This window comes from Nostoc sp., assembly GCF_036917155.1.
Taxonomy (GTDB): Bacteria; Cyanobacteriota; Cyanobacteriia; order Cyanobacteriales; family Nostocaceae; genus Nostoc.
Genome location: NZ_JBALDZ010000024.1, coordinates 25,442 through 47,621, shown reverse-complemented (window position 1 = coordinate 47,621; position 22,180 = coordinate 25,442). Strand labels below are relative to the sequence as shown.

17 protein-coding genes and 1 pseudogene are annotated in these 22,180 nt (G+C 42.4%); 9 read left to right on the top strand and 9 right to left on the bottom strand.

What is annotated here, in order from left to right:
- Positions 1–103: 103 nt before the first annotated feature.
- Positions 104–1,027, top strand: a complete 924-nt coding sequence (locus tag V7K67_RS03530; protein ID WP_334730426.1) for an ion channel — start codon at positions 104–106, stop codon at positions 1,025–1,027.
- A gap of 3 nt (positions 1,028–1,030) precedes the next feature.
- Here the strand turns inward: V7K67_RS03530 and V7K67_RS03525 are convergent, their stop codons facing one another.
- Complete coding sequence (locus V7K67_RS03525; RefSeq protein WP_334705833.1) at positions 1,031–1,225, bottom strand: hypothetical protein; 195 nt, start codon at positions 1,223–1,225, stop codon at positions 1,031–1,033.
- A gap of 460 nt (positions 1,226–1,685) precedes the next feature.
- Between V7K67_RS03525 and V7K67_RS03520 the strand changes: the two genes are divergently transcribed.
- A complete protein-coding gene (locus V7K67_RS03520) occupies positions 1,686–3,383 on the top strand; it encodes an alpha/beta hydrolase (RefSeq protein WP_334730425.1) in 1,698 nt (565 codons plus the stop codon).
- A gap of 269 nt (positions 3,384–3,652) precedes the next feature.
- Here V7K67_RS03520 and V7K67_RS03515 read toward each other — a convergent pair whose 3' ends face one another.
- Together V7K67_RS03515 and V7K67_RS03510 are read right to left on the bottom strand one after the other, a co-directional pair.
- On the bottom strand, positions 3,653–4,339 hold the full coding sequence (locus V7K67_RS03515) for a group II intron maturase-specific domain-containing protein (protein WP_335165266.1): 687 nt from the start codon (positions 4,337–4,339) through the stop codon (positions 3,653–3,655).
- A 57-nt stretch (positions 4,340–4,396) separates the two neighbouring features.
- Positions 4,397–5,545, bottom strand: coding sequence for a peptidoglycan-binding protein (locus tag V7K67_RS03510; protein ID WP_334730423.1), 1,149 nt, complete (start codon positions 5,543–5,545; stop codon positions 4,397–4,399).
- A gap of 66 nt (positions 5,546–5,611) precedes the next feature.
- Here V7K67_RS03510 and V7K67_RS03505 point away from each other — a divergent pair, with 66 nt between their 5' ends.
- Complete coding sequence (locus V7K67_RS03505; RefSeq protein ID WP_334730422.1) at positions 5,612–5,746, top strand: hypothetical protein; 135 nt, start codon at positions 5,612–5,614, stop codon at positions 5,744–5,746.
- A 66-nt stretch (positions 5,747–5,812) separates the two neighbouring features.
- On the opposite strand, the gene V7K67_RS03500 is transcribed toward V7K67_RS03505, so the two are convergent.
- Both V7K67_RS03500 and V7K67_RS03495 read right to left on the bottom strand, forming a co-directional pair.
- Positions 5,813–6,880 carry a DMT family transporter gene (locus tag V7K67_RS03500; protein WP_334705824.1) on the bottom strand — a complete coding sequence of 356 codons (1,068 nt, stop codon included), beginning with the start codon at positions 6,878–6,880 and terminating at the stop codon, positions 5,813–5,815.
- A 589-nt stretch (positions 6,881–7,469) separates the two neighbouring features.
- Positions 7,470–9,122 carry a Ppx/GppA phosphatase family protein gene (locus V7K67_RS03495; protein ID WP_334730421.1) on the bottom strand — a complete coding sequence of 551 codons (1,653 nt, stop codon included), beginning with the start codon at positions 9,120–9,122 and terminating at the stop codon, positions 7,470–7,472.
- A gap of 355 nt (positions 9,123–9,477) precedes the next feature.
- On the opposite strand from V7K67_RS03495, the gene V7K67_RS03490 reads away from it, so the two are divergent.
- Complete coding sequence (locus tag V7K67_RS03490; protein WP_334730450.1) at positions 9,478–10,359, top strand: 4-hydroxybenzoate solanesyltransferase; 882 nt, start codon at positions 9,478–9,480, stop codon at positions 10,357–10,359.
- An 8-nt stretch (positions 10,360–10,367) separates the two neighbouring features.
- On the opposite strand, the gene V7K67_RS03485 is transcribed toward V7K67_RS03490, so the two are convergent.
- Positions 10,368–10,643: a tautomerase family protein gene (locus V7K67_RS03485; RefSeq protein ID WP_334730420.1), complete on the bottom strand. Its 276-nt coding sequence runs from the start codon at positions 10,641–10,643 to the stop codon at positions 10,368–10,370.
- 226 nt (positions 10,644–10,869) lie between these two features.
- Positions 10,870–11,211: pseudogene (locus V7K67_RS03480) on the bottom strand (TetR/AcrR family transcriptional regulator); the annotation flags it as partial.
- 969 nt (positions 11,212–12,180) lie between these two features.
- Here V7K67_RS03480 and V7K67_RS03475 point away from each other — a divergent pair.
- Positions 12,181–13,053: an SDR family NAD(P)-dependent oxidoreductase gene (locus V7K67_RS03475; protein ID WP_334730419.1), complete on the top strand. Its 873-nt coding sequence runs from the start codon at positions 12,181–12,183 to the stop codon at positions 13,051–13,053.
- Between the two features lie 194 nt (positions 13,054–13,247).
- Here V7K67_RS03475 and V7K67_RS03470 read toward each other — a convergent pair whose 3' ends face one another.
- A complete protein-coding gene (locus tag V7K67_RS03470) occupies positions 13,248–14,849 on the bottom strand; it encodes a S8 family serine peptidase (RefSeq protein WP_334730418.1) in 1,602 nt (533 codons plus the stop codon).
- A 673-nt stretch (positions 14,850–15,522) separates the two neighbouring features.
- On the opposite strand from V7K67_RS03470, the gene V7K67_RS03465 reads away from it, so the two are divergent.
- From V7K67_RS03465 to V7K67_RS03455, 3 genes are all read left to right on the top strand, one after another.
- Positions 15,523–17,019 (top strand): glycosyl hydrolase family 57, encoded by a 1,497-nt coding sequence (locus V7K67_RS03465; RefSeq protein ID WP_334730417.1) that lies wholly within the window; start codon positions 15,523–15,525, stop codon positions 17,017–17,019.
- Positions 17,020–17,191: 172 nt separating this feature from the next.
- Complete coding sequence (locus V7K67_RS03460; protein WP_334730416.1) at positions 17,192–18,349, top strand: FIST signal transduction protein; 1,158 nt, start codon at positions 17,192–17,194, stop codon at positions 18,347–18,349.
- Between the two features lie 7 nt (positions 18,350–18,356).
- Entirely contained in the window at positions 18,357–19,436 is a 1,080-nt protein-coding gene (locus tag V7K67_RS03455; protein WP_334705814.1) for a sensor histidine kinase, read from the top strand.
- Positions 19,437–19,620: 184 nt separating this feature from the next.
- On the opposite strand, the gene V7K67_RS03450 is transcribed toward V7K67_RS03455, so the two are convergent.
- The gene (locus tag V7K67_RS03450) at positions 19,621–20,979 is read right to left on the bottom strand and encodes a sensor histidine kinase (protein ID WP_334730415.1); all 1,359 of its coding nucleotides are present in this window, start codon (positions 20,977–20,979) and stop codon (positions 19,621–19,623) included.
- Between the two features lie 262 nt (positions 20,980–21,241).
- Between V7K67_RS03450 and V7K67_RS03445 the strand changes: the two genes are divergently transcribed.
- Positions 21,242–22,012: a Uma2 family endonuclease gene (locus tag V7K67_RS03445; protein ID WP_334730414.1), complete on the top strand. Its 771-nt coding sequence runs from the start codon at positions 21,242–21,244 to the stop codon at positions 22,010–22,012.
- Positions 22,013–22,180: the final 168 nt, after the last annotated feature.

Here is a 22,180-nt window from a genome sequence, read left to right as displayed (position 1 = left end):
TTTCCCAGTACCCAGTCCCCACTCCCTAATTATCTAGAGTGAATGTCTCTAAAGCAACTTAATTTACAATACTAAGCAGTTGCCGTTCTTTTGGCTACTTGCAATGAAATTTCGACTCAAGAGACTTTCACCTAAGAAACGACAGCGTTTGATCCCACCTATTCAGATTCATGTTCAAGATGGAAAATTTGAGATTATGGGTATGGGTGCATGGCATTCCTACTGGCGCGATCCCTATCATCTGCTGCTAACGATTCCCTGGACTGGCTTTCTGCTCCTGATTTGTACTTTCTATATAACTATTAATGCTCTATTTGCCCTAGCTTACTTGATAGGAGGAGATTGTATTGCTAATGCTCAACCTGGCTCTTTTTTAGATGTCTTTTTCTTTAGCGTCCAAACCCTAGCATCCATTGGCTATGGGGCAATGTATCCGAAAACAATTTACGCCAACATTATTGTCACCATTGAAGCAATGGTCGGTTTGGTGGGAATTGCTGTGATGACGGGACTAGCCTTTGCTCGATTCTCTCGGCCTACAGCCCGTGTACTCTTTAGTCGTGTTGCTGTCATTACGGCTCATGATGCGATGCCGACTCTCATATTTCGCAGCGCTAATCAGCGTCGCAATACGATTCTGGAGGCGCAGATGCGAGTCTACTTGATGCGCGACGAAGTAACCCTAGAAGGACAGTTCATGCGGCGGTTCCACGATCTCAAACTGCTGAGGAACCAAACACCTAGCTTCACGTTAAGCTGGTCAGTGATGCATGTCATTGATGAGTTTAGTCCTTTATATGGGATGACACCAGAATCGTTAACCCAGACAAATACTATACTGATTGTCTCTTTGAGTGGCATTGATGAAACGGTTGCCCAGGTTGTCCATGCCCGTCATAGCTATAGTGCTAATGAGATTTTGTGGAACAATCAATTTGTCGATATCTTTCACCACACACCCGATGGACATCGTTACATTGATTACAACCGCTTCCACGATGTTTTACCTTTAGATTTAGATGGGTGAAATTTACTCGGAAGTTTGATTGAGTTGAGATTCTAACGGTTTAACAACTACCCGACCATTTTCAACAACAGTACAAGTTTTAACCATGCTCTTGCTGTGGTTAACTGGCACATCCTGGCACTGGTTTTGGTGGGAGATATTTTGCTTTTGTTGTTGGTTGAGGACGACAACACAACAAGCACAGGAGGCGAAGGACATATGAATCAATTCAAAATTCAAAATTCAATTCAGCCACCTACAAGGGGTGGGGTTTCTACCTACCTTGGGAAACAAGGATTCTTTCTCTACGAGACGCTACTGCGAACGCGCCACTTGCGGGCGAAAGCGCGTAGCGGGACGAAGTACGGTTTTAAACCTTCACTTTTTTCATAAAATATTTTGATCTGTATATCTATTATCGCCCTACTGATGCTATTTGGCGGAAAAATTTGTTACTGATATGTTTTGATATTCAAGACAATCAGTAGGGGATCGGATCTGTGTACCCTTACTCAAAATTTATTTGAGTGCCAATTATTGCGTATGTGCGAAACTATGGATGCAAGTACTTGCTTTCTTGTACTTGTAACCTGTGTAAACAGGAAAGCGGTTATAGATCCCGCCCCGCTTTCCTCTCTGTCCAAACTTGTTTGGCAGGGTTAGACAGTGGGTTATTTTAATGAAAAAATTTTTGAGATATCTGGGTTTAGGTTTGCTATCTACGTTTTTGACTGCCACTCCCGGATTGGGAGCTGAACGCATTAGCTTTTATTACCCTCCCTTCGGTGACTTTTCCTTATCCGTGGACTCGCTGGAAACCTTTGCTAAAGAAGGCAAAATCGATCAAGATTTTTCATTTTATGCTAATCGTGCTACTCCTGAACAACTCGCTCAACTGCGGGATCTACTCCAGCAACGCTTTAATGTCACTCCTACACTAATATCTCAAGTTACTTACTCACCTATAGGTGAACAGTTGGTGAAACAACTGGGAAGATTACTTCTCACTGAGTCTCGAAAGAATGGCTTTTACGCTATACGTGCCTCTTTGATTTTGGCTGCTACCGATCGCGAGGGTTTAACAGTTGTGAATTTACTGCGGAAATTTCCCAGCAATACTATACGGGTGAATTTCACAGAGGGATTAAGGATAGTCGATCAATTGTCGCAATTGATCAAAAAAAAGGATGAAGTTTTTGCCTCTCTTCAAAAAGAAGCGATCGCAGAAGCAGCCACTTCCAAAATTGATTTCTCTAAACAACCAGATTTGCGATCGCCAGGAAAATTTCGTTGGCAGAAAAAAACCTTCGAGTTAAATGACATTTCTCGCTCACGCCGTCTACCTGTGGATATCTATCTGCCGTCAGCAGATTCACAAAGCACTAAAGAACTTTCCTCGCCTCCCTTTCCCCTGATTGTAATTTCTCATGGACTGGCCTCAGACCGCTCTACCTTTGTCTACCTAGCTGAACATCTAGCATCCTATGGTTTTGCCGTTGCTGTACTGGAACACCCTGGTAGTAATGCCAAACGCTTTCAGCAATATTTTGCGGGTTTGGCAGGGCCGCCAGATGCAGCAGAATTTATCAACCGACCTTTGGATATCAAATATCTACTCAATGAACTCCAGCGGCTAGATAAATCTGATCCCACTCTCCAGGGAAAACTCAATTTTCAGCAAGTTGGGGCGATCGGTCAGTCTTTTGGTGGTTATACTGTTTTGACTTTAGCAGGAGCCAATATTAACTTTAGCCAACTGAGGCAAGATTGTAATCCCGATAATTCATCCTTTAATTTATCGCTGTTTTTGCAGTGTCAAGCAACTGAGTTACCTCCAAAGAATTATGAACTCAAAGACGATCGCATCAAGGCCATCATCGCGATTAATCCCATTGACAGCTCAGTTTTGGGTCAGGGAGGAGTCAGTCAAATTAAAATTCCGGTAATGTTGGTAGCAGGTAGTCAAGATATTTTCGCCCCACCTGTATTTGAGCAAATTCGCCCCTTCACCTGGCTTTCTGATTCTAATAAGTACCTGGCTTTGATCGAAAACGCCACCCACTTTTCAGCGATCGCTAAACCGACTTCTGGAAATGATGTCTTACCTGTGCCATCTGCCTTACTGGGCCCAGATAGTGCTGCTGTTTATTCTTATCTCGACGCCCTCAGCGTCGCTTTTTTAGAAACCCATCTCCTCAACCGACCCGAATACCGCTCCTATTTGCAGCCTGCCTACGCCACATTTATCAGTAAAGAGACTCTGAATCTCAGTCTTTTACAGTCGTTATCAGCAGATCAATTCAATCAAATTTGGAGTGGGCCAACTCCCCAGGAAAGCAAACCATCAAATCCTCAACCTACTCCTACACCCCGTTAGTTATAGTGTTGACGAAAAAGATAAGGTTCAAAGCCGTACTTCGTCCCGCTACGCGCTTTCGCCCGCAAGTGGCGCGATAGCTCCCTTGCTCCCTAGCTTCCTTGGTTGAAGCCCCACCCGCAAGTGGCGTGGTTTTTCTCCTCTGCTCCTCTGCTCCTCTGCTTTTTCACATCTAGTAAACTCAACGAGGTTGTCACCAACCCCGTTGGTCTTCAAAACCGTGCTTAATAGTTTCCCATTACACGGCTCCTCAATGAATCGGCACATTGTCATGTGTACTTCACAACTGAACCATCCTCAGTTGTCTTTTCGTCGTGGCAGTGTCGATGTAATATCTGGAGATTTTTGTAATCATCTTTGCCTCCCAAACTTTTGGGGGTTATGTGGTCAATCTCCAGTACATCATCCTCTCGGAAGTACATTTCGCAGTGAGTACATTTCCCTTTTTGCTTTTTAAGAAGTGTAGACATCCTTATTGTTGCTTCGGGGTGTGTTCCCATTCTTGAACTCCAGTAAATTAGGTTGCCATCGTAGGGACTGGCATCGCCTTTGACTTTCACATGACGGATAATCTTTGTTTCCGCGTGTGACTGTAATCGCATCGGGTTTTTACCCTCCTGCCTGGTTGCGAATACCCAATTATCATCGCCTATGGTTTGCCAATATTTCTTTGATACCCATCCCCCATACTTTTGGGGGTGGCGGTGTTGCGCCCAAGCCTTTAGCTTTGTATACATGAGGCTATCTAAGTTGGAGAAGACAACCTTACTTACAGTTGCTGAGTAGTAGTTAGACCATCCTGTTATTACCGGATTTAGTCGGCTGATTAACGCCATTTGTGGCGCTGCTTTATGGTCGTCGATGATACTTGCTACTCGGTCGTAATGTATCTTTTGCTTATATGAGCTTGGGGTGATGATTGTCTTGAAGCCTTGTTTTGAGTGGTATTTACCCACTTTCCACTGTCTGGGGATCTTACTACGCGCAGCGTCTCCAAGAGTTGCGACGTGACTCTATTCTGGTGAATCGTTGTCTGAATCTTCCGGTAGACTTTGTTGTTCCGGTAAGCCACGCATTCGATTCATTTGAGTTAAAGCATATCGTGCTGTTGCTTGCACATCGGCATCTGGGTCTTCCAGTGCATGGCGCAACATCTGACTCATTTGACCCATCATGTCATAAACGCGCGTCAAGTCACGGATCGCATTTTGCCGCACTTGTGGACTTTCGTCTTGGATTGAAATTGCTAAAGCACGATTCATCGGTTTGAGTATGCGAGTACCAATTTCTGCCAAAGCTGCCAAAATTAAACTGCTTTCTTGAGAATCAGCATCAATCATCAGGTCAACAAGATGCTGAATTGCCCGTGAATCTCCCTGCTGACCCAAATCCCAAATAGCCTTGCGCCGCTTCGTTGGGTCAGAACTACATAAGTCTTGAATTAATTCGTCAACGATATTGAGTTTAGTAAGACGGGAAGTTTTTTCTGGTAGCAGCAATTGTGGGGAAAGTGGCGGCGTAGTTGTTAGTGGATTAGTTATAGTCTCTGGTGAGGATGGTGTCATCGTTTTTTTGTTAGCTTCATTCAAACTTTTAGTATTTGATATTTCGGACTTTTGAACTTGTTTAACCTGACGAAACCACCTCAGCAGGTAAAAAAGTGTGCCTATACATCCCATAACTCCGATGGCAAATATTAACCACCAGGCAAAGCCTCTCTCAGTTGGCTTGGGTTTTGCAGTTGGTTTAGAAGTTGCAATAGGAGAGGTAAATATTGGAGAGGTGACAATCGGCGTTTTGGTAGCTAAAGCTAAAGCGGCTTGCAGTTTTCTCCTAGTCTCTAGACCCGTAAGACCATCTACTGTTAAACCCTTTGCTTTCTGGAATTTAGCTACAGCGATTTCCGTACTGGCGCTGTACTGTCCATCTACCAAGCCACTGTAGTATCCCAACTGCTTTAATTGGGTTTGTAGTCTCTGCACATCTGATTTTCGACTACCATATCTCAAAACAGCCGGACTAGTAGTAACTGTTGAACTCGCTTGTGCAAGTTCTAAAATTTCAGGTGCTAGTTTAGGTGTAGCTGTACTTGAGCGATTCGGGTAAAAGCCCACGCAAGAAAAACAGGTAATGATCAGAATTGAGGAACGGCATAGCCTCATATTGCAAGTTTCAGCCTGAACGTGCTTTTGAAGTCTTCGATACCACAATACCTTCTTGATGACTAAATGTTAACTGTTATTTTTGGGGATTGGGGACTGGGGACTGGGGACTGGGGATTGGGCATAAAAGGCAGAGGTGCGGAGGGAAAAACTTACTGCAACTTCTCCCCTACTCCCTCATCTCCCTCATCCCCCTACTGAATTACGAATTACGTTAGCGTAGCGGTAGCGAGGAACGAGCGTCATTACGAATTACGAATTAACGAGTTAGGGTAAAATTTCTGGTTCAGATTCTCTGACTACTATACTTATGGGGTTCAATTTTTTAGCCGATGTTTCTAAAACTGGTTGCTGTATGTTAGCTATTTCGCCGACGGTAATTGTGTCGTTGTGTCTTGCTAAAGCATCACGTTGGTTAATGAGATAGATGCTAACTAAAGTGAGAGATACTCCTACCCACTGCAACGGACTGAGGACTTCTGAGAGGAAAATATTTCCGAATAGTAGCGCAAAAACGGGTGTGAGGAAGGTGAGGGAACTAAGACTAGTGAGACTGCCACTAGAGGCAAAGTAGAAGAATAAACCGTAGGCGATCGCACTGCCAAACACGGTAGCATAACTCAAAGCCGCTAAATCAGATCCTCCCAGATTCTCCCATTGGTGGGATTCAACAACTGATGAAATTCCCCATAGTGGCAATCCACCCAAAATCATGTGCCATCCCGTAGCGCTTACTGGGTCAGCATGTCGGCACACAAATCGAATCAACACTGTTCCGACTGCCATTGATAGCGCTGCTAACAGCATTAACCATTCACCACTAGCAAACAAGTCTTGCCAGTTGCCAATTGTAATATTTGCGCCTGAGTCGAGAAAATGTAAAATCCACTCATCAGGTAAACCAATTAAACTAATACCTGTGACTCCCAAGCCTAGCCCCAGCCATCCCCAAAAACCAATATGTTCTTGGAATAACCACAACGACAATAAAGCAACAGCTAAGGGTTGTGAGTCAATCATTACAGACCCTAACCCGGCACTGGTTCTAACTAATCCCTCTGCCAAAAAGCCTTGAAACAGCATCCCATCGACTAAGGCAAATAAGGCAATCCACAACCATGCAGCCCAACCCTTCGGCTGGGGTTTACCCATGAATGTTGCTGCAATCAGAATTAACACCCCTGCTGGTATCAAACGCACTCCCGCCATGAATAGCGGTGTGGTATGGGGTATTACTCCTTTCATGGCTACCATTGCCGTTCCCCATAGAAAAAAGGGGGCGATTAACAGGAGTGGGGCGAAGGGAAGTCGAGATGCACTGAGTTTCAGTTGCATGGGTTTGCTGATGCCTTTGTTTAACAAGCGCAAAAATTGCTTTACCCAATCTTACCGAATTATGTAGTTTTGCGTAGGCATAGCCGGTTGTAGACATCGCTTCTGGCAGTTGCTTTGCACAGTCGCGTAACGTCTGCAAGACAAGGAATTAATACTCAGGTGTAGCTAAGGTTACATGAGGCTGAAGATTGTCATGAAATAGATACATTGAGTAAAGTGAAACGTTATGAGTGTTCTCTATTGCATAGAACTGAGCAATTGAGCCTACTTTATTGAAATTTTATATAAGGATATCTAAGTTTTCCCGGCTTAGATATCCGATAGCAACATAACCTATATAAAATAGATTGTTAACTATATTATAATTACTATTTTTGGTTTTTAAATGCTTCTTAGGTAAATTATAAATTCATCCTTAAGTAGGATGTCAAAATTAGATAGATGTTTTACATAAAAAGTCTTATTCTATTGGGTGTTGTTTGCTAACTATACCACTTTAAACTGTTACTAGATAAATTTAATTCGTGAAAATTGAGATACCCGACTTCTTGAAGAAGTCGGGTATCTAGACATTAATACATCCTACTTTCTAAGACAAGTTAGCAATGCTAGACCTTTCTAAAGTCGCTACTAATTTCACTCCAAATTCTTCCTCAAATACTCCTTTTTTATAATCTAAGCTCCAGAGTTCTAAAGCGCAGTCATCATCAGGTTTAGAGGGAAAAATTAGCAGGTTTACCTGGCGAAAATGTGGATAATACTCACATTGCACTTGAGCGATCGCACCAATTTGCCGTCTATCTAATGCCACTGCCAATCTTAAAATTGCACTCAATTGACTGACCATTTGTCGCTGGTGTTTAGTCAGCAAACTCTGGTAATTTTCATGTTTTTTCTTGGGCGGCGATTTGCGATGATAACGCGCTAAATTGGCAATGATTTCAATCTCGGTTTCTGTATAACCGAGTAATTCTCCATTGCGAATTAGATAGTAAGAGTGTTTGTGGTGAGACGAATGGCTGATATAGTGACCACAATTATGTAATATTGCAGCTGACCACAGCAGTTGTCGCTCATCGGCTCCCCAGTGGTGTAGAGTACCTTGAGTTTGGTCAAATAAACTCTCGGCAAATTTTGCCACGCGATCGCTGTATTCTAAATTGATGTGGTATTTGTTAGCGAGTTTGAGAACATTCCGTTCCCGAACTGAACTTTGGTAGCGCAGTTTGTCTTCAATTAAACCGTGGGTTAACATCCAGTCTACGATGACGCCTTCTCTCAGAGAACGCTCACAAACTGTTACCGATTCACTACCCAAAAGGGTCATTGCTTCCTGTAATATTACTGCACCAGCGAGTATAACTTCAGCCCGCTTATCTGGCATACCGGGAATGGCAGCCCTTTCGGAATTACTCAGTTTCCGTAAGCGATTTACCAACTCTCGCAAGTCTTTAAGACTAAACTGGTAGCCATTGAGAGTAGAAGGAATAACACCCGACTTTTCTCGTGCATGAATTATTGCCAGGGTTTCAATTGTGCCCGCAGTACCCACCAAACGCGGAGATTCTCCAAATTCTAGGTTTGCTAACACTTCTTCTACAGAACGTTCCAACATCCCGCGTGCATAAGCTTGGAGATACTGAAACTCGGTGTTACTGATGGGGTCAGTGGTAATTAACTCGCCAGTGAGTCGCACTGCACCAACTTTGGTACTGGTGAGAGTACGCGATTGTTGACTATCACCCAAAATTAATTCTGTGGAACCACCACCAATGTCAACAATGGTATGGGGCTGGTTGTGAAATTCCATGCCCGATAGTACGCCAAGATAGATTCGTCGCGCTTCTTCTTGACCAGAAATCAAGTCAACGCTTAAACCTAACTCCGTTTCTATTTTGTGCAAAAAATCTTTACCATTGGGGGCTTCTCGCACAGCACTAGTTGCCACAGCGATGATAGTTTCAGCGTTGATAGTTTTGGCAACTTCTTGGAAGCGTCCTAAAGCAGCGATCGCCTTTTTAATTATCTCTGGTTTGAGTTCCCCAGTAGTTAGATCGCGATCGCCAAGTCTGACAGTTTCTTTTTCTCTAGCAATAATACTGAAAGCTGGTAGTGTGGGGTCAATCTTGACTACTACCATGTGTAGAGAATTTGTTCCCAAGTCAATGGCAGCAATAATCCGATGTTGCTTAGGTGGTTGAGTTAGAACACTCTCCCAGCTAGCCGAAACTAAATTCAGCATCTAGTTTTCTCTCTTTATTAAGAAATGATGGCAAACGGTGGTATGTCGGGGTAGCTGGCACTGATATTTATTGCAACACACTTGCTCAAGCTGATTACTGAGTAAATTAAAAAATACTTTAGTAATCGAAACTCAATTTGCTCAAGGACGACTGAGCTAAGTATATTCACCCTACTGCTTCTAACCTAGTGACTATTTAAAGGTATTTAAAGTTGCCACTTTGGCTTATGTTTTTACAAATAACAAATAACGTTATTCTATAGATGTAAAGATATGTGAATTAAGGAATAGGGCATTGGGCAAAACAGTTCCTCTTTTCCGAGTTCCCAATCCCCAATCCCCAATCCCCAATCCTATGTTAACGACGCCAGAACGCCCCCAATCACCAACTTGGCTTACAATTATCCGGCTTTTGCGCTGGCATAAACCAGAAGGACGGTTAATTTTAATGATTCCTGCCCTTTGGGCTGTGTTTTTAGCAGCTTCCGGGAAACCGCCTTTACCTCTGGTTGGTGTAATTATATTGGGTACTTTGGCCACAAGTGCGGCCGGGTGTGTTGTCAATGATTTGTGGGATCGGAATATTGATCCAGAAGTGGAGAGAACACGCGATCGCCCCCTCGCTTCTCGTGCTTTGTCTGTGAAAGTTGGGATTGTAGTTGCGATCGCATCGCTAGCATGTGCAGCAGTTCTAGCTTTTTATCTTAACCCCCTGAGTTTCTGGTTATGTGTGGCAGCAGTGCCTGTAATTCTGCTTTATCCAGGCGCAAAACGGGTATTTCCTGTACCGCAATTGGTACTTTCTATCGCTTGGGGTTTTGGAGTATTGATTAGCTGGAGTGCAGTAACACAAAGCATCTCCCAAGCAACTTGGTTACTTTGGGGCGCGACTGTACTATGGACATTGGGATTTGATACTGTTTATGCTATGAGCGATAAGGAAGACGATCGCCGCATTGGTGTTAATTCTAGCGCCTTATTTTTTGGGAATTATGCCTCTGTAGCTATTGGAATTTTCTTTGCCGGCACAATTTTGTTATTGGCTTGGTTAGGTGTAGTCATACATCTGCACTTAGCTTTCTGGATTAGCCTTGCTGTTGCTACTATCGGCTGGGTTTGGCAGTCTCTACGATTAAGAAAGCAAGACTTACCTAACCCTATTTATGGTCAGATGTTCCGGCAAAACGTGTGGATTGGTTTTATTTTACTTGCTGGGATGATTGCTGGATCTTTTTAAAAAAAATATCAATTTTTATTAATATTTTTAATCAGCAGGCAAATCAACTGTTTTTTTGTCTCTACTGACCGCCCCTCAAACATACTAATTTCAATAATCAGATAATTGGATGATCTATCACTTGGATAGTAGAAATCTGATTTATCCAATGGAAAAAATCGGTGAAATCTTTTTTCAGGGGTAAGCTGTAAAACCTCAATAACAGAGGTATGGATTATATTTGATAGCTCTGTTTTCACAGGATTTAATTTGTCTGCTAAACCATATACCTTGATTTGTGCCATACCTTTAAAGTTCAGGAGTACTGAGTACTGTTAGCGGTAGCGGGGGGTTAAGTCAGTGCGATTATTACTTTTTTTACTCTAAGTACAACATTTCATTAATTCATAGCGAATTAACTTTGGCAAAACTCTGCGTACCTATGCGTTTAAAAAAGTTACGAACTTATGCAAAGCTGTACTAAGCCGAGTTACTCAGCACGGGCTAAACCTTAGCTATCCGCTAACAGCAATCATCACTCTCTACAGCAGTATTCAGCAATGGACACCCTCCCTTGATCGGTGGATTTTCTGCGAAGCTACTAAATACCCCAATGATTGCTTGCAGACGTTCTACGGCGTGGCGTTTGCTTCGTAATGCAAATCTAGTATGCTGTTTGATGTGAGCGATCGCAAAGTCAAAAGCCTGTAGCGCGAGATCATCTTTGCTTTGAAAGTGATTGTAAATTCCTCCTTTTTGCAATCCAGTAACACGCATAATGTCAGACATCGATGACCCTGCATACCCCTGTTGGTTAAACAGTTCGGCTGCTTGCTGGAGAATTCTGCTTTTTGTTTCTTCGCCTTTGGACATTACAACAATTTGGGGATTGGGGACTGGGGTTTATTGAATTAACAATTACTGTAAATAAAACATTACCGACCGAACGGTTTGTTTTAAATACCATGAGATTTGCTTTTAAGTCAAGCATTTTTCAGCGCTAAGTCAATAGACCTCTTGCAAAAGTCCCTAACACCCCACCCTCAATCCCTCTCCGATATATTGGAGAGGGAAACTAGAGACAGGATGAAGTTTTGCATCTTATTTAATCCACGTTAAGATCCCCGACTTATCTAATAAGTCGGGGATCGTATTGTTCTCGAATGATTTAAGTTTGCAATCAAACAATATGCTTGGTGTTAGCCATAAAAACCTTAATCTGCAAAGATAGAAATCAGAAACCTTGAGTTCAAATAAATCAGTAAATATACTGCTGCAAGTCTGCAAGCTAGCTGAAATACTTAGGTATTGCAACCATAAGCCAAAACACTATATGTCTTTTTTGTTTCTAAGCGAGAATTAGATATCACAATTTCCCAAAATAGGGCTATTTGTCAGGAAAGAGAGATATTTGTACTGAGGGATTTATAAAAACTTATTTAATAAAATCTTTTGTATATATATGCTTGTCGTTAAGAAGTATTAAGAAATCCTTATTAAAGAATATTGCAATACCTTGATTTAATTGCTAACGTGTGTATGACAACGATGCTGATGAACGCTCGGATCTAGGAGAAATAAAATCTATGAGCTATACCCATTCAGCCAATTGTGTTAGGCTTTGACGGGTTAAAAACGAGAGATTTCTGCCTCGTATAGACAATTATGAGGGATTGCAGATTAACCAAGAAATATCTCGTTGCGAAAGGCTTAGTTTCAGTTTGATTTCAATTGTGATTGATTATTTGTCTTACTTTGTGCTGACAAGCAAGTAGCTCTTGCTTGTGTGTATCGGCAATAACGAAGAGTTTGGTAAGACTTAAATTTTAGAGGATAAAACCAATGGAGATTCAAGGTAAAGTTGCCCTAATTACAGGGGCTTCGCGTGGGATTGGACGAGCGATCGCTCTCGAACTAGCGCAACAAGGCATCAAGCGGATGATATTGGTAGCACGCGATCGCCGCAAGCTAGTGGAAGTAGCCAAGGAAATTGAGGCGATGGGTACGGAAGCTGCGATCGTGGCCTTAGATTTGACTCAAACAATTGAAGTAAATATCGCCGTTGCCCAACTATGGCGCAATTACGGACAGATTCACCTGCTGGTTAATTGTGCGGGTGTCGCATACCAAAGCTCATTTTTGCAATCTAAAATGCCCCAAGTTCAAGAAGAACTGTCTGTGAACTTGTTAGGAATGTACAACCTCACTAGTCTGATTGCTCGACGCATGGCCAGCCAAAGGCAAGGGACAATTGTCAATGTATCGAGCCTGATGGGGAAAGTGGCTGCACCAACGATGGCGACATACTCAGCAACCAAGTTTGCCATCTTAGGATTTACCCAAGCCTTGCGCCAAGAACTAGCTGAACACAATATTCGCGTCATTGCATTACTGCCTTCCTTGACAGACACAGACATGGTGCGCGACTTAAAATTATTTCGCTGGGTGATCCCCATGACTCCTCAGCAAGTTGCTAAAGCACTCGTCACCGGAATGCAGAATGATTCAGCAGAAATTTTAGTCGGATGGCAAAGTCATTTAGCCGTGTTGTGTCAACGCCTTGCCCCTTGGTTGTTAGAGCTAATTTTACGAATAGCAACACCGCCAGCACCAAGCAAACAACAGCCTGGTGAAAAACTGAAGAAGCTGATCCCGAAATTGAATTTTTTCACGAGAATCCATCGTTTCGGTGATTTGTTCTTGTCAAGAACATGATTTTTACCCATCAGCAGATAAATCCTAAATTTTAGAGGCGATCGCCTCCTCTTCTGCGGTCAATTACCTTTACCTTTTGGCTAAAAACAGGAGTATACGACCAAATTAACAAGATTGACCGCAATCAGCAGTCCTTACCCAACCCAACTAAATCAGCATTTTAATTTATTGTCGATGCCTAAGTCCTAAATTATTCAATTAATCGGTACACTCCACCAAGCTAAAGCATAAGGTTGAGTTGCTTCATTTACCTGATGGCGAAAGTGAACCCGGATTTTATAATTCCCTTGAGCCGGGACAGGGCAGAAGATATGTTGTACGCTGTCAACTTGGCTAATTGAGGAACAAACTACACCCATATCGGAACTCTTAGCATTAGCTTTTAGCAAGTAAAGGTCGAGATTATTCAAGCCGCGATCGCGAAAATTCTCTCCAATATCATACTGCTGGTTGTGATTGAGATCGTTTAACTCTACTAAGCGATCCCAAGCTAGAGTAATCGCAATAAAACTATTGGGCTTTAATGGTTTTGCTAATGTATATTCTACAGATGTTCCAGCGTTGACTGTGCGATAATCCCAGCCAATAGCAGGCACAGCATCAGACGGCTGCCATTGACCGGGACTAAATTGTTGATAGGCTCGAAATGCGTTTAAATGACCCGCCCCCATCTGAGCATCTAAAGAAATTTTTGGATCTTTATATGCATCAGTTGCCAACCAGTTTTGATTCTGTTTATCAATTAGTGTTTTCGTCATTCCCAAGCGTAAGCCATCACCCCGATCTTGGATTTTGTCTGCTGAATTAATCAATACAGCTTTCATGACTTGGTGATGCCGAGAAGTAACGCTCCAATGGGGTTGTTTTTTTCGCAGTTGTTGATCGCCAAATTCTTGTAACAAAGCAACAGTGCCCGTAACATGAGGTGCAGCAAAACTTGTCCCCGAAGACGCATTTACCTTGCCATCTGGATTTATTAAATTAATATTACTGCCTGGCGCTACTAAACTGATAGAGTGTCGCCCTGCAATATCAAACTCTTTCCCAATTAGGCGACTGCTTACACCTTTGCCATCACCAGCCAAATTGTCAACAGCTACTTTGTTATAAATCTCTTCCCTTTGGGATGAAAAAGCTACGTTCACTGCATTATAGTTGTCGGTCGGAATTGAAATGCCTCCTTTGCCTTGGTTCCCCGCAATTACATATAAAGAATCATGAACGCGACTAGACCAGTCAACACATAATGTTAGTAAAGCATTACCATCTAAAATAGCTCCTGGTCGGGGGTCACGTTCCAGGGGTTCACCAAAGCTGAAATTGATCGCGCGAACATCACGGCCGTTTTGCAAAGCGATGTATTGTGCCGATAAGCACTCTTCTGGCTGCCCCATTCTTTTGGTATTACCTACGGCATCTGAGTACAGTCGCGCTCCTGGGGCTACTCCTGGCAAGGCTTTATCTGTACTCACCATTATTGCTGCCACATTGTAGGCATGGGGATCTATATCTTTATTTGATTTAGCTCGTCCATCACGTAAAAAGACTCCGGCTGGTGATATAGCCCGGTTTTTAGATACGACTTTATCCCAGCCAAACATTCCTGGACGACCAATTTCCACCTGACCGATGGCAATCTTGCGACCGATTAAATTGTACGGCGATCGATGCAATACAAGAGCATCAATCCCGTTTTTTCCTAAGGAACCTTCTTCTAATGCTGAGGCAAGTACTGACAAACTTAAACAGGAAGCACTCATTCCCAAAATCACCCAACAGATCAGCTTTTTGCCCATTTGTATGTACTCCTCAAAGGTTTTGTGCGTGGAACTGTATAAGCAAGTGAGAACTACTATCAACAAGGATAGGGCGATCAATAATTTAGCGTATCTTTATACACAAATGGTAAAATCGCGATTTTTCCAAAATTGCTGATTCTGCTCAATCATAAATTTCTGATTAAATCTAGCGTATTAGCAGACGGTAAACAAACTTTATCAATAAATAGAACCCAAAGATGCGAGTATCTGGGTAGACTGCACCGATAATTACTAGACTTACCTGAGTCTGTAGTTACTGAAAATCCCCACATTAGAAATGTTATGGCTCAGGGCATTTATTGTATCTGTACTGAGTCGTACCAATTCTGCATGAAGATGCACATAATAAGACCCCCCTGTAGTCCCCCCTTGATAAGGGCTACGGTTACACACAAGTCCTTTTCACCCCCTCTAACTCCCCCTTAGCAAGGGGAAGAACCGGATATTTCTCCCCTTGGCAAGGGGGGATTAAGGGGGGTAAATCCAGGGTTTGGGCTTCATTACCAAGATGTGTGTACACCGCAGCAAGGCATCGGGGGGACGCCGGAGGCGGGGGTAAATATATGCAGCTTCACAAATAAACGGTATCAGGTACTATTAGATACTCGTGCAATTCTTATAAATACAAATTATTTCGGAGCAACCAAAAATGCTTTCCTTACCCACAACTCTGACTCCTTTAACCGAAATCATTGATGGCTTACCGAATATTTCTGGTTGGGAAACAGAGGTTCTGTCTGTAGTTAACCACGATCAACCAGTATTTTTACCAACAACAAATATCCGCTTAGAAGACGTAAACGCTGTGTTTGCGATCGCTTTACACATGCACCAGCCAACTATACCTGCTGGGAGTGGCGGTACACTCATCAGCAATCTGCAATATATGTTTGAACATCCCCATGAAGGGGATAACCACAATGCAGATCCTTTTGCCCATTGTTACAGCCGCATGGCAGACTTGATCCCCGAACTGGTAAATCAAGGTTGCAATCCCCGTGTGATGTTGGATTACTCTGGTAATCTTCTGTGGGGACTGCGGCAAATGGGACGCGGTGATGTTCTCGATAATCTTAAACGGATTACTGGGGATCGCACCTATCAACCTTATGTAGAGTGGTTGGGTACAACGTGGAGCCATGCAGTTATTCCATCTACACCCATAGCAGATATTAAATTGCAGATTGTTGCATGGCAACATCACTTTGCAGCAATTTTTGGCTGGGAAGCACTAGCCCGAGTCAAAGGATTTTCGCCCCCGGAAATGCATCTACCAAATCACCCTGATGCTCTCTTTGAATTTGTGAAAGCGCTGAAAGAATGTGGATATCGCTGGCTACTTGTTCAAGAACATTCTGTAGAAACTCTTACTGGTCTATCTCTCACTCATAAACATTTACCACATCGTCTAATTGCCCGTAATTCTCAAGGCGAAACAATTAGTATCACAGCTTTAATTAAAACCCAAGGTTCTGATACTAAATTAGTTGCACAAATGCAGCCTTATTATGAAGCTAAAACATTATCCAAACAACAAATTGGCAGTGTATTTATACCACCAATAGTTAGCCAAATTGGCGATGGTGAAAATGGCGGCGTGATGATGAACGAATTTCCTAGCGCTTTTAAACAAGCTTGGTGGGATATGGTAAATAATGGGGGAGGAAAATCAGGTGTTGTTGGGATGTGTGGTACAGAATATTTAGAATTAATCGAAGCAGCAGGATGCAAATCTGAAGATTATCCAACTTGTCAGCCAGTGGGACAATATCAGATTTGGGAGCGAGTTTCACCAGAAAATAATCAACCGGAAGCTGTAGAGAATGCCATTCAAGAATTAAAGCAAACAAACTCTAATTTTCATTTGGATGGAGCCTCTTGGACAAATCATATCAGTTGGGTAAAAGGATATGAAAATGTGTTGTCTCCCATGTATCAATTAAGCAGTTTATTTCATCAAAAAATTGATCCCTTACTAGAAACTGACTCAGCAGAACCGATCGCTAGACAATCTCAATACCGTAACCTTCTTCTACATAACCTTTTGCTGCAAACTAGTTGTTTTCGTTATTGGGGACAAGGCGCTTGGACTGATTACGCGCGGGAAATTTATCAACGTGGCGAAAATTTATTGCAGATGAATTGAAGAAGGGACTGGGGATTGGGGACTGGGGATTGGGGACTGGGGATTGGGGAGATTAAAAGTCAGGTGAATTGAGATTTAGTGCAAGGAAGTGGGAAGCCTAATTGTAGGTTGCTGGGTGCTGATATCCGAATTGGATGAGCTACTTAGTATTTAAACTTACGATGAGGTAGTTGTGTTTCGAGTTGTTGTTGGCCATAGCGACGATCCTGATTCTGAAAATGCGATCGCAGAAGTTCTTCAAGAATGTAGCCGTTCTCTTGTCGGCTCGCTTCCTCAAGCTGGACTTTTATTCACTGCTATAGATTTTGACCATGCGTTAATTTTGCAACGCATCCAGGATGCTTTTCCCGGAATTGAGTTGATTGGTGGAACTACAAATGGAGAAATCTCTTCAGTTCTGGAGTTTCAGCAAGATTCTTTGACCTTAATGCTGTTTGCTACAGACGAAATGGAAATTCGGGCAGGTATTGGACGAGGAGTATCCAAAAATCCAGCCCTTGCAGCCCAAGAAGCGATCGCCCAAGCCAAGGCAAAGGGTGCATCTTTACCAAAATTGTGCCTCACCTTTCCCGATAGTCTCACAAGCAATGAGGTTCTAATTTTACAAGGTTTAAAACAAAGCCTGGGAGAGCATATTCCCATCATTGGCGGAATGACTGCCGATGACTATATCTTTGAAAAAACCTATCAATTCTTCCAAGGTGAAGTATTGAGTGATTCAGTTCCCGTGCTGCTGTTTTCTGGACAATTACTCTTTTCCCACGGGATTGCTAGTGGTTGGACTCCCATCAGTCAACGTAGGCGTGTCACTAAAGTGGATGGCAACGTAGTCTATGAAATTGATGGACAGCGTGCCTTAGATTTCTATCAGCATTATCTCGGTGAAGAAAAATTTGCGTCCAACTATGCCATCCATGCCCTGGCAGTTTTTGAGGATCAAGATCATTTTTATTTGCGGGTACCCAATGGCTACGATCAACAGTCTGGTAGCGTGAAGTTCTTCTTAGATATTCCTGAACAGGCAGTTGTGCAAATCACCGATACAACTCGTGAGAATATTCTGTCGGCTTCTGAGACATCTTTAAAGAATGCTCTTGCCGATTATCCTGGTGTGGAACCAACAGCAGCATTACTTATTTCCTGTGCAGCCCGACGGCGAATTCTTGGCACTATGGCAAGACTTGAGTATCAGCTTGTCAAAACTCATTTACCAAAGGCATTACTTTGTTGTGGCTTCTATGCTTATGGTGAAATTGCTCCTATAGTGGGTGGAGGTCAAACGCAATTTCATAATAAAACATTTGTAACACTGTTAATGGGAACAAAATGAGTAGCGTATGGATAATCAAGACAATTCCATACAGATGCAAGAGTTGGAAAAGACAAACCGCATTTTGCACAAAAAGCTAGAACGCAGCGAAAATGAACGCCGCCAGCTAGAAACTGACATTGCAACAAAGGAGTTTTTACTAAAGAAAGTTATTTGTGAGTTAGAAGACTCTCAGATAGATTTGCAGCAGAGAGGTCAAGAGTTAGAAAATACGTTAGATAGTTTGCATAAAATGCAAGCTCAAATGATTCAAGGCGAAAAGATGTCTGCCCTTGGTCAAATGGTGGCTGGGATTGCTCACGAAATCAACAATCCCGTTAGCTTTATTTACGGAAATCTCGGCTACATCAGGCAATACACCCATGACTTACTGCGACTAGTGCAGCTTTATCACCGTTACTTCCCTAACCCACCGGCTGAAATTCAAACCGAACGCGAAACCATCGATTTAGAATTTCTAGAAAAAGACGCAATTATGGTATTGCACTCAATGAATATCGGTACAGAACGTATTCGAGAGATTGTGCTTTCACTGCGTAACTTCTCCCGCCTAGATGAAAGTGAATTTAAAGCTGTAGATATTCATGAAGGTATAGACAATACTTTGATGATTTTGCAGCACCGCCTCAAAGCTACTGATAAAAGCCCAGAAGTTCAGATCATCAGAGACTACGGCAATTTATCCCATGTAGAATGCTACGCCGGACAAATTAACCAAGTGTTTATGAACATTTTAGTAAATGCGCTCGATGCTCTGGAAGAATTTAATGCCAAACGGACTTATCAGGAAATCCAGGATAATCCCAGCTGCATAACGATTCGTACCTCTGTCGTTGATTCGCAATGGGTAAAAATTGCGATCGCAGATAACGGCTCTGGAATTCCCGAATCGATTCAAAAACAGATTTTCAATCCTTTCTTTACAACCAAACCTGTCGGTAAGGGAACAGGAATGGGAATGGCTATCAGCTATCAAATTATTAGCGAAAAACATAGTGGCAAGTTAGAATTTTTCTCAACACCTGGAAAGGGAACGGAGTTTATAGTTCAAATTCCTATCCATCAGCAAGTTCGGAAAGTAATCTAATACAACCTTATGATGGATATTCAAATAATTCGTAATTCGTAATGATGCTCTCTACGAGATGCGAAAAGCGTAGCTTGCTTCCCTGTAAGGGTATGTAGAGTCGCTACCGCTACGCTAAAGTAATCCGTAATTTAGAATCAACAGGTCGTGCCCAGGAGTCCCCAGTCCCCAATCCCTGCTTCAATCAAACTAAAGGCAACAAAATTTCAAATTTTGTACCTAGACCAGTCTGTGAATGAAAATTCAATTTACCACCATGTCTTGCGGTAATAATTCGATAACTTACTGCTAAACTAGTATTCTTACCATTCTTAGTTTCCAGAGAAAAAGACTCCATAATTTGCTGTTGTAATTCTTCAGACATTCCAGAGCCATTATCAGCAATGCGAATTAAAACCCAGCGAGAATCTGGTGCATCTGGGTTGGTTGCTTCTTGTGAAATAACTTCTGTGGTAATCTCAATTCTGGATTTCTGAACAGTCTTTGTCTCCTCTAGATGTAACTGCTGTCTCACTGCTTCATTGAGTAAAGTATCTACAACCTCGCTTAAAATATTCATCAAAACCTGGTTTAACTGCCCTATAAAACAATAGACTGGGGGTAATTGACCATAGTATTTAACGATTTCAATTTCTCCTTGAAGACGGCTATTAATTAATAAAATGATACTATCTATACAGGCGTGTAAATCTACTGGCTTTGGAAAAAGTTCATCTATATGACAGAAGTTTTGCAAGCTAGTAACAAGTTTTTTTAATCTCTCCGCTCCTGTGCGAATACTAGCAAGCGATCGCGACAAATCTTGTTCTAGAAAATCAAATTCAATTTCTTCTTTAATTTGATTAATTGCCTGAGGAACTAATGGTAACTCTCGATCGTAAGCGGCTATCAGTTTGAGTAAATCTTGGCTGTAGTTTGAAACATAAATTATGTTACCCCAAATAAAACCCACTGGGTCTAAAATCTCGTGCGCTACCCCATCTACCAAACGCCCCAGATTTGCCATTTTATCATTTTGAATCATTTGGGCTTGACTGCGTTCATAGCGGATCAGATTGTCGATTCCTCGAATTTGCCAAGAAATAATATTCAATTCTTGGACATCTAACAATCTATAAGCACCAGATTCCGTCTGTACTACAATTGGTTCTGCTAATAATTCTGGCGATCGCTTTAGGCTAAGTTGCATTGTTGTTAAAATCGATGTTGTATCAGCAACTAGCAAAATCGGTGTCCGCGCATAGCTGTAGAGAACAGCTAATGATTGCTGAACAAATAACTCTTGTCCGAATGGGCGAATCAAAAATTCGAGCAATCGCCGCCGCGAAATCATCCCAATGAACTCTCCCTGTTCTACCAAAATTACTCCTGGTAGCAGGGGATATTTTTCCAAAAAACTAGCCACTTCCATCGCAGTGTGGTTAATTTCCACGGAGAAGTTGTACATTGGTAGTTCTTGGAGGCTTGAATCTAAATCAAGATCGCGATCGCTACCAAGAGACAAAAATGGCGGTGAAATTTGGCAACTGAATTCTTCTGGCACTAGACACCCTAATTTTTTCAAAGACAGGTAAACATTAAGTTAATATTTTACATTCTGCCACCCTCAAAATTCGGTTTCAGTTTAGGTATCTAATAATACTAGTTGTCTATCAAGCCGAAAATCGTTCTCAGGCAACTGGAAGTCATTGGCGTGTGATTTAATAATCTGGGTGGAGAATATTTAGAAAGCGATGTCTACGACGGGCTACGCCTACGCAAGCTAAACTAAAAATAATCTTTACGAAGAGTGCAAAGGTAGCGTTATGACCTCTGTAACCAATCCACCCAACGCTCTCACTCCTTTCCCCTTCCCGGATCATACTCAACTTCCTGAGTCCGATGGCACTTTTGTGAAAAATTGGCAAGAGCATCCCCAAAGCATTCTACTAACTGACTCTATTACACCCATCCTCAAACAATTAAATCCTGAAGGTGAATACTGTATAGGGCAAGACTTAGGTATTTACTGGCGCTTAACCGATCCCCCAGAAAAAGGCGCAGAAGCACCAGATTGGTTTTATGTACCGAATGTACCATTTTTGCTCAATGGGCAAACGCGACGTTCTTATGTATTGTGGCGAGAGTTTATTGCCCCGTTGATTGTCTTAGAATTTGTCTCTGGGGATGGTAGTGAAGAACGGGATCAAACTCCTTTGAAGGGTAAATTTTGGATTTATGAGCAAGTCATTCGTCCTCCCTTCTACGGCATTTATGAAGCGAGTAAAGCCAACTTAGAAGTTTATCATCTGATTGAAGGACGGTATCAGATATTACCAGCAAATGAACGAGGACATTATCCTATAGTTGCTTTGGGTGTTGAATTAGGTTTATGGCAGGGAGAATATCAGAATGTGGAATTACCCTGGCTGCGTTGGTGGGATTTAGAAGGTAATTTGTTGTTGAGTGGCGATGAAAGAGCCGAACAGGAATCCCAAAAAGCCGAACAGGAATCCCAAAGAGCAGAACAGGAACGCGAAAGAGCCGATCGCCTAGCTGCCCAATTGCGATCGCTCGGCATTGAACCAGAAACTTGATATACTACCTACTACGAATTACGTTAGCGTAGCGTAAAGCCTTCTCTTTCAGAGATGCTAACGCGAACAGTATAGCAACTCTTAGAGAGGCTGCGCCAACGCTTAGAGCGAGTATTCGTACTCTTACAGAGAAGCAAGCTACGCTTTTAGCATCTCGTAGAGAGCATG

Bases quoted from the DNA above. Each gene is read 5' to 3' on its own strand.
- V7K67_RS03530 (WP_334730426.1), top strand. From the start codon at position 104: ATGAAATTTCGACTCAAGAGACTTTCACCTAAGAAACGACAGCGTTTG.
- V7K67_RS03525 (WP_334705833.1), bottom strand. From the start codon at position 1,225: ATGTCCTTCGCCTCCTGTGCTTGTTGTGTTGTCGTCCTCAACCAACAA.
- V7K67_RS03520 (WP_334730425.1), top strand. From the start codon at position 1,686: ATGAAAAAATTTTTGAGATATCTGGGTTTAGGTTTGCTATCTACGTTT.
- V7K67_RS03510 (WP_334730423.1), bottom strand. From the start codon at position 5,545: ATGAGGCTATGCCGTTCCTCAATTCTGATCATTACCTGTTTTTCTTGC.
- V7K67_RS03505 (WP_334730422.1), top strand. From the start codon at position 5,612: ATGTTAACTGTTATTTTTGGGGATTGGGGACTGGGGACTGGGGACTGG.
- V7K67_RS03500 (WP_334705824.1), bottom strand. From the start codon at position 6,880: ATGCAACTGAAACTCAGTGCATCTCGACTTCCCTTCGCCCCACTCCTG.
- V7K67_RS03495 (WP_334730421.1), bottom strand. From the start codon at position 9,122: ATGCTGAATTTAGTTTCGGCTAGCTGGGAGAGTGTTCTAACTCAACCA.
- V7K67_RS03490 (WP_334730450.1), top strand. From the start codon at position 9,478: ATGTTAACGACGCCAGAACGCCCCCAATCACCAACTTGGCTTACAATT.
- V7K67_RS03485 (WP_334730420.1), bottom strand. From the start codon at position 10,643: ATGGCACAAATCAAGGTATATGGTTTAGCAGACAAATTAAATCCTGTG.
- V7K67_RS03475 (WP_334730419.1), top strand. From the start codon at position 12,181: ATGGAGATTCAAGGTAAAGTTGCCCTAATTACAGGGGCTTCGCGTGGG.
- V7K67_RS03470 (WP_334730418.1), bottom strand. From the start codon at position 14,849: ATGGGCAAAAAGCTGATCTGTTGGGTGATTTTGGGAATGAGTGCTTCC.
- V7K67_RS03465 (WP_334730417.1), top strand. From the start codon at position 15,523: ATGCTTTCCTTACCCACAACTCTGACTCCTTTAACCGAAATCATTGAT.
- V7K67_RS03455 (WP_334705814.1), top strand. From the start codon at position 18,357: ATGGATAATCAAGACAATTCCATACAGATGCAAGAGTTGGAAAAGACA.
- V7K67_RS03445 (WP_334730414.1), top strand. From the start codon at position 21,242: ATGACCTCTGTAACCAATCCACCCAACGCTCTCACTCCTTTCCCCTTC.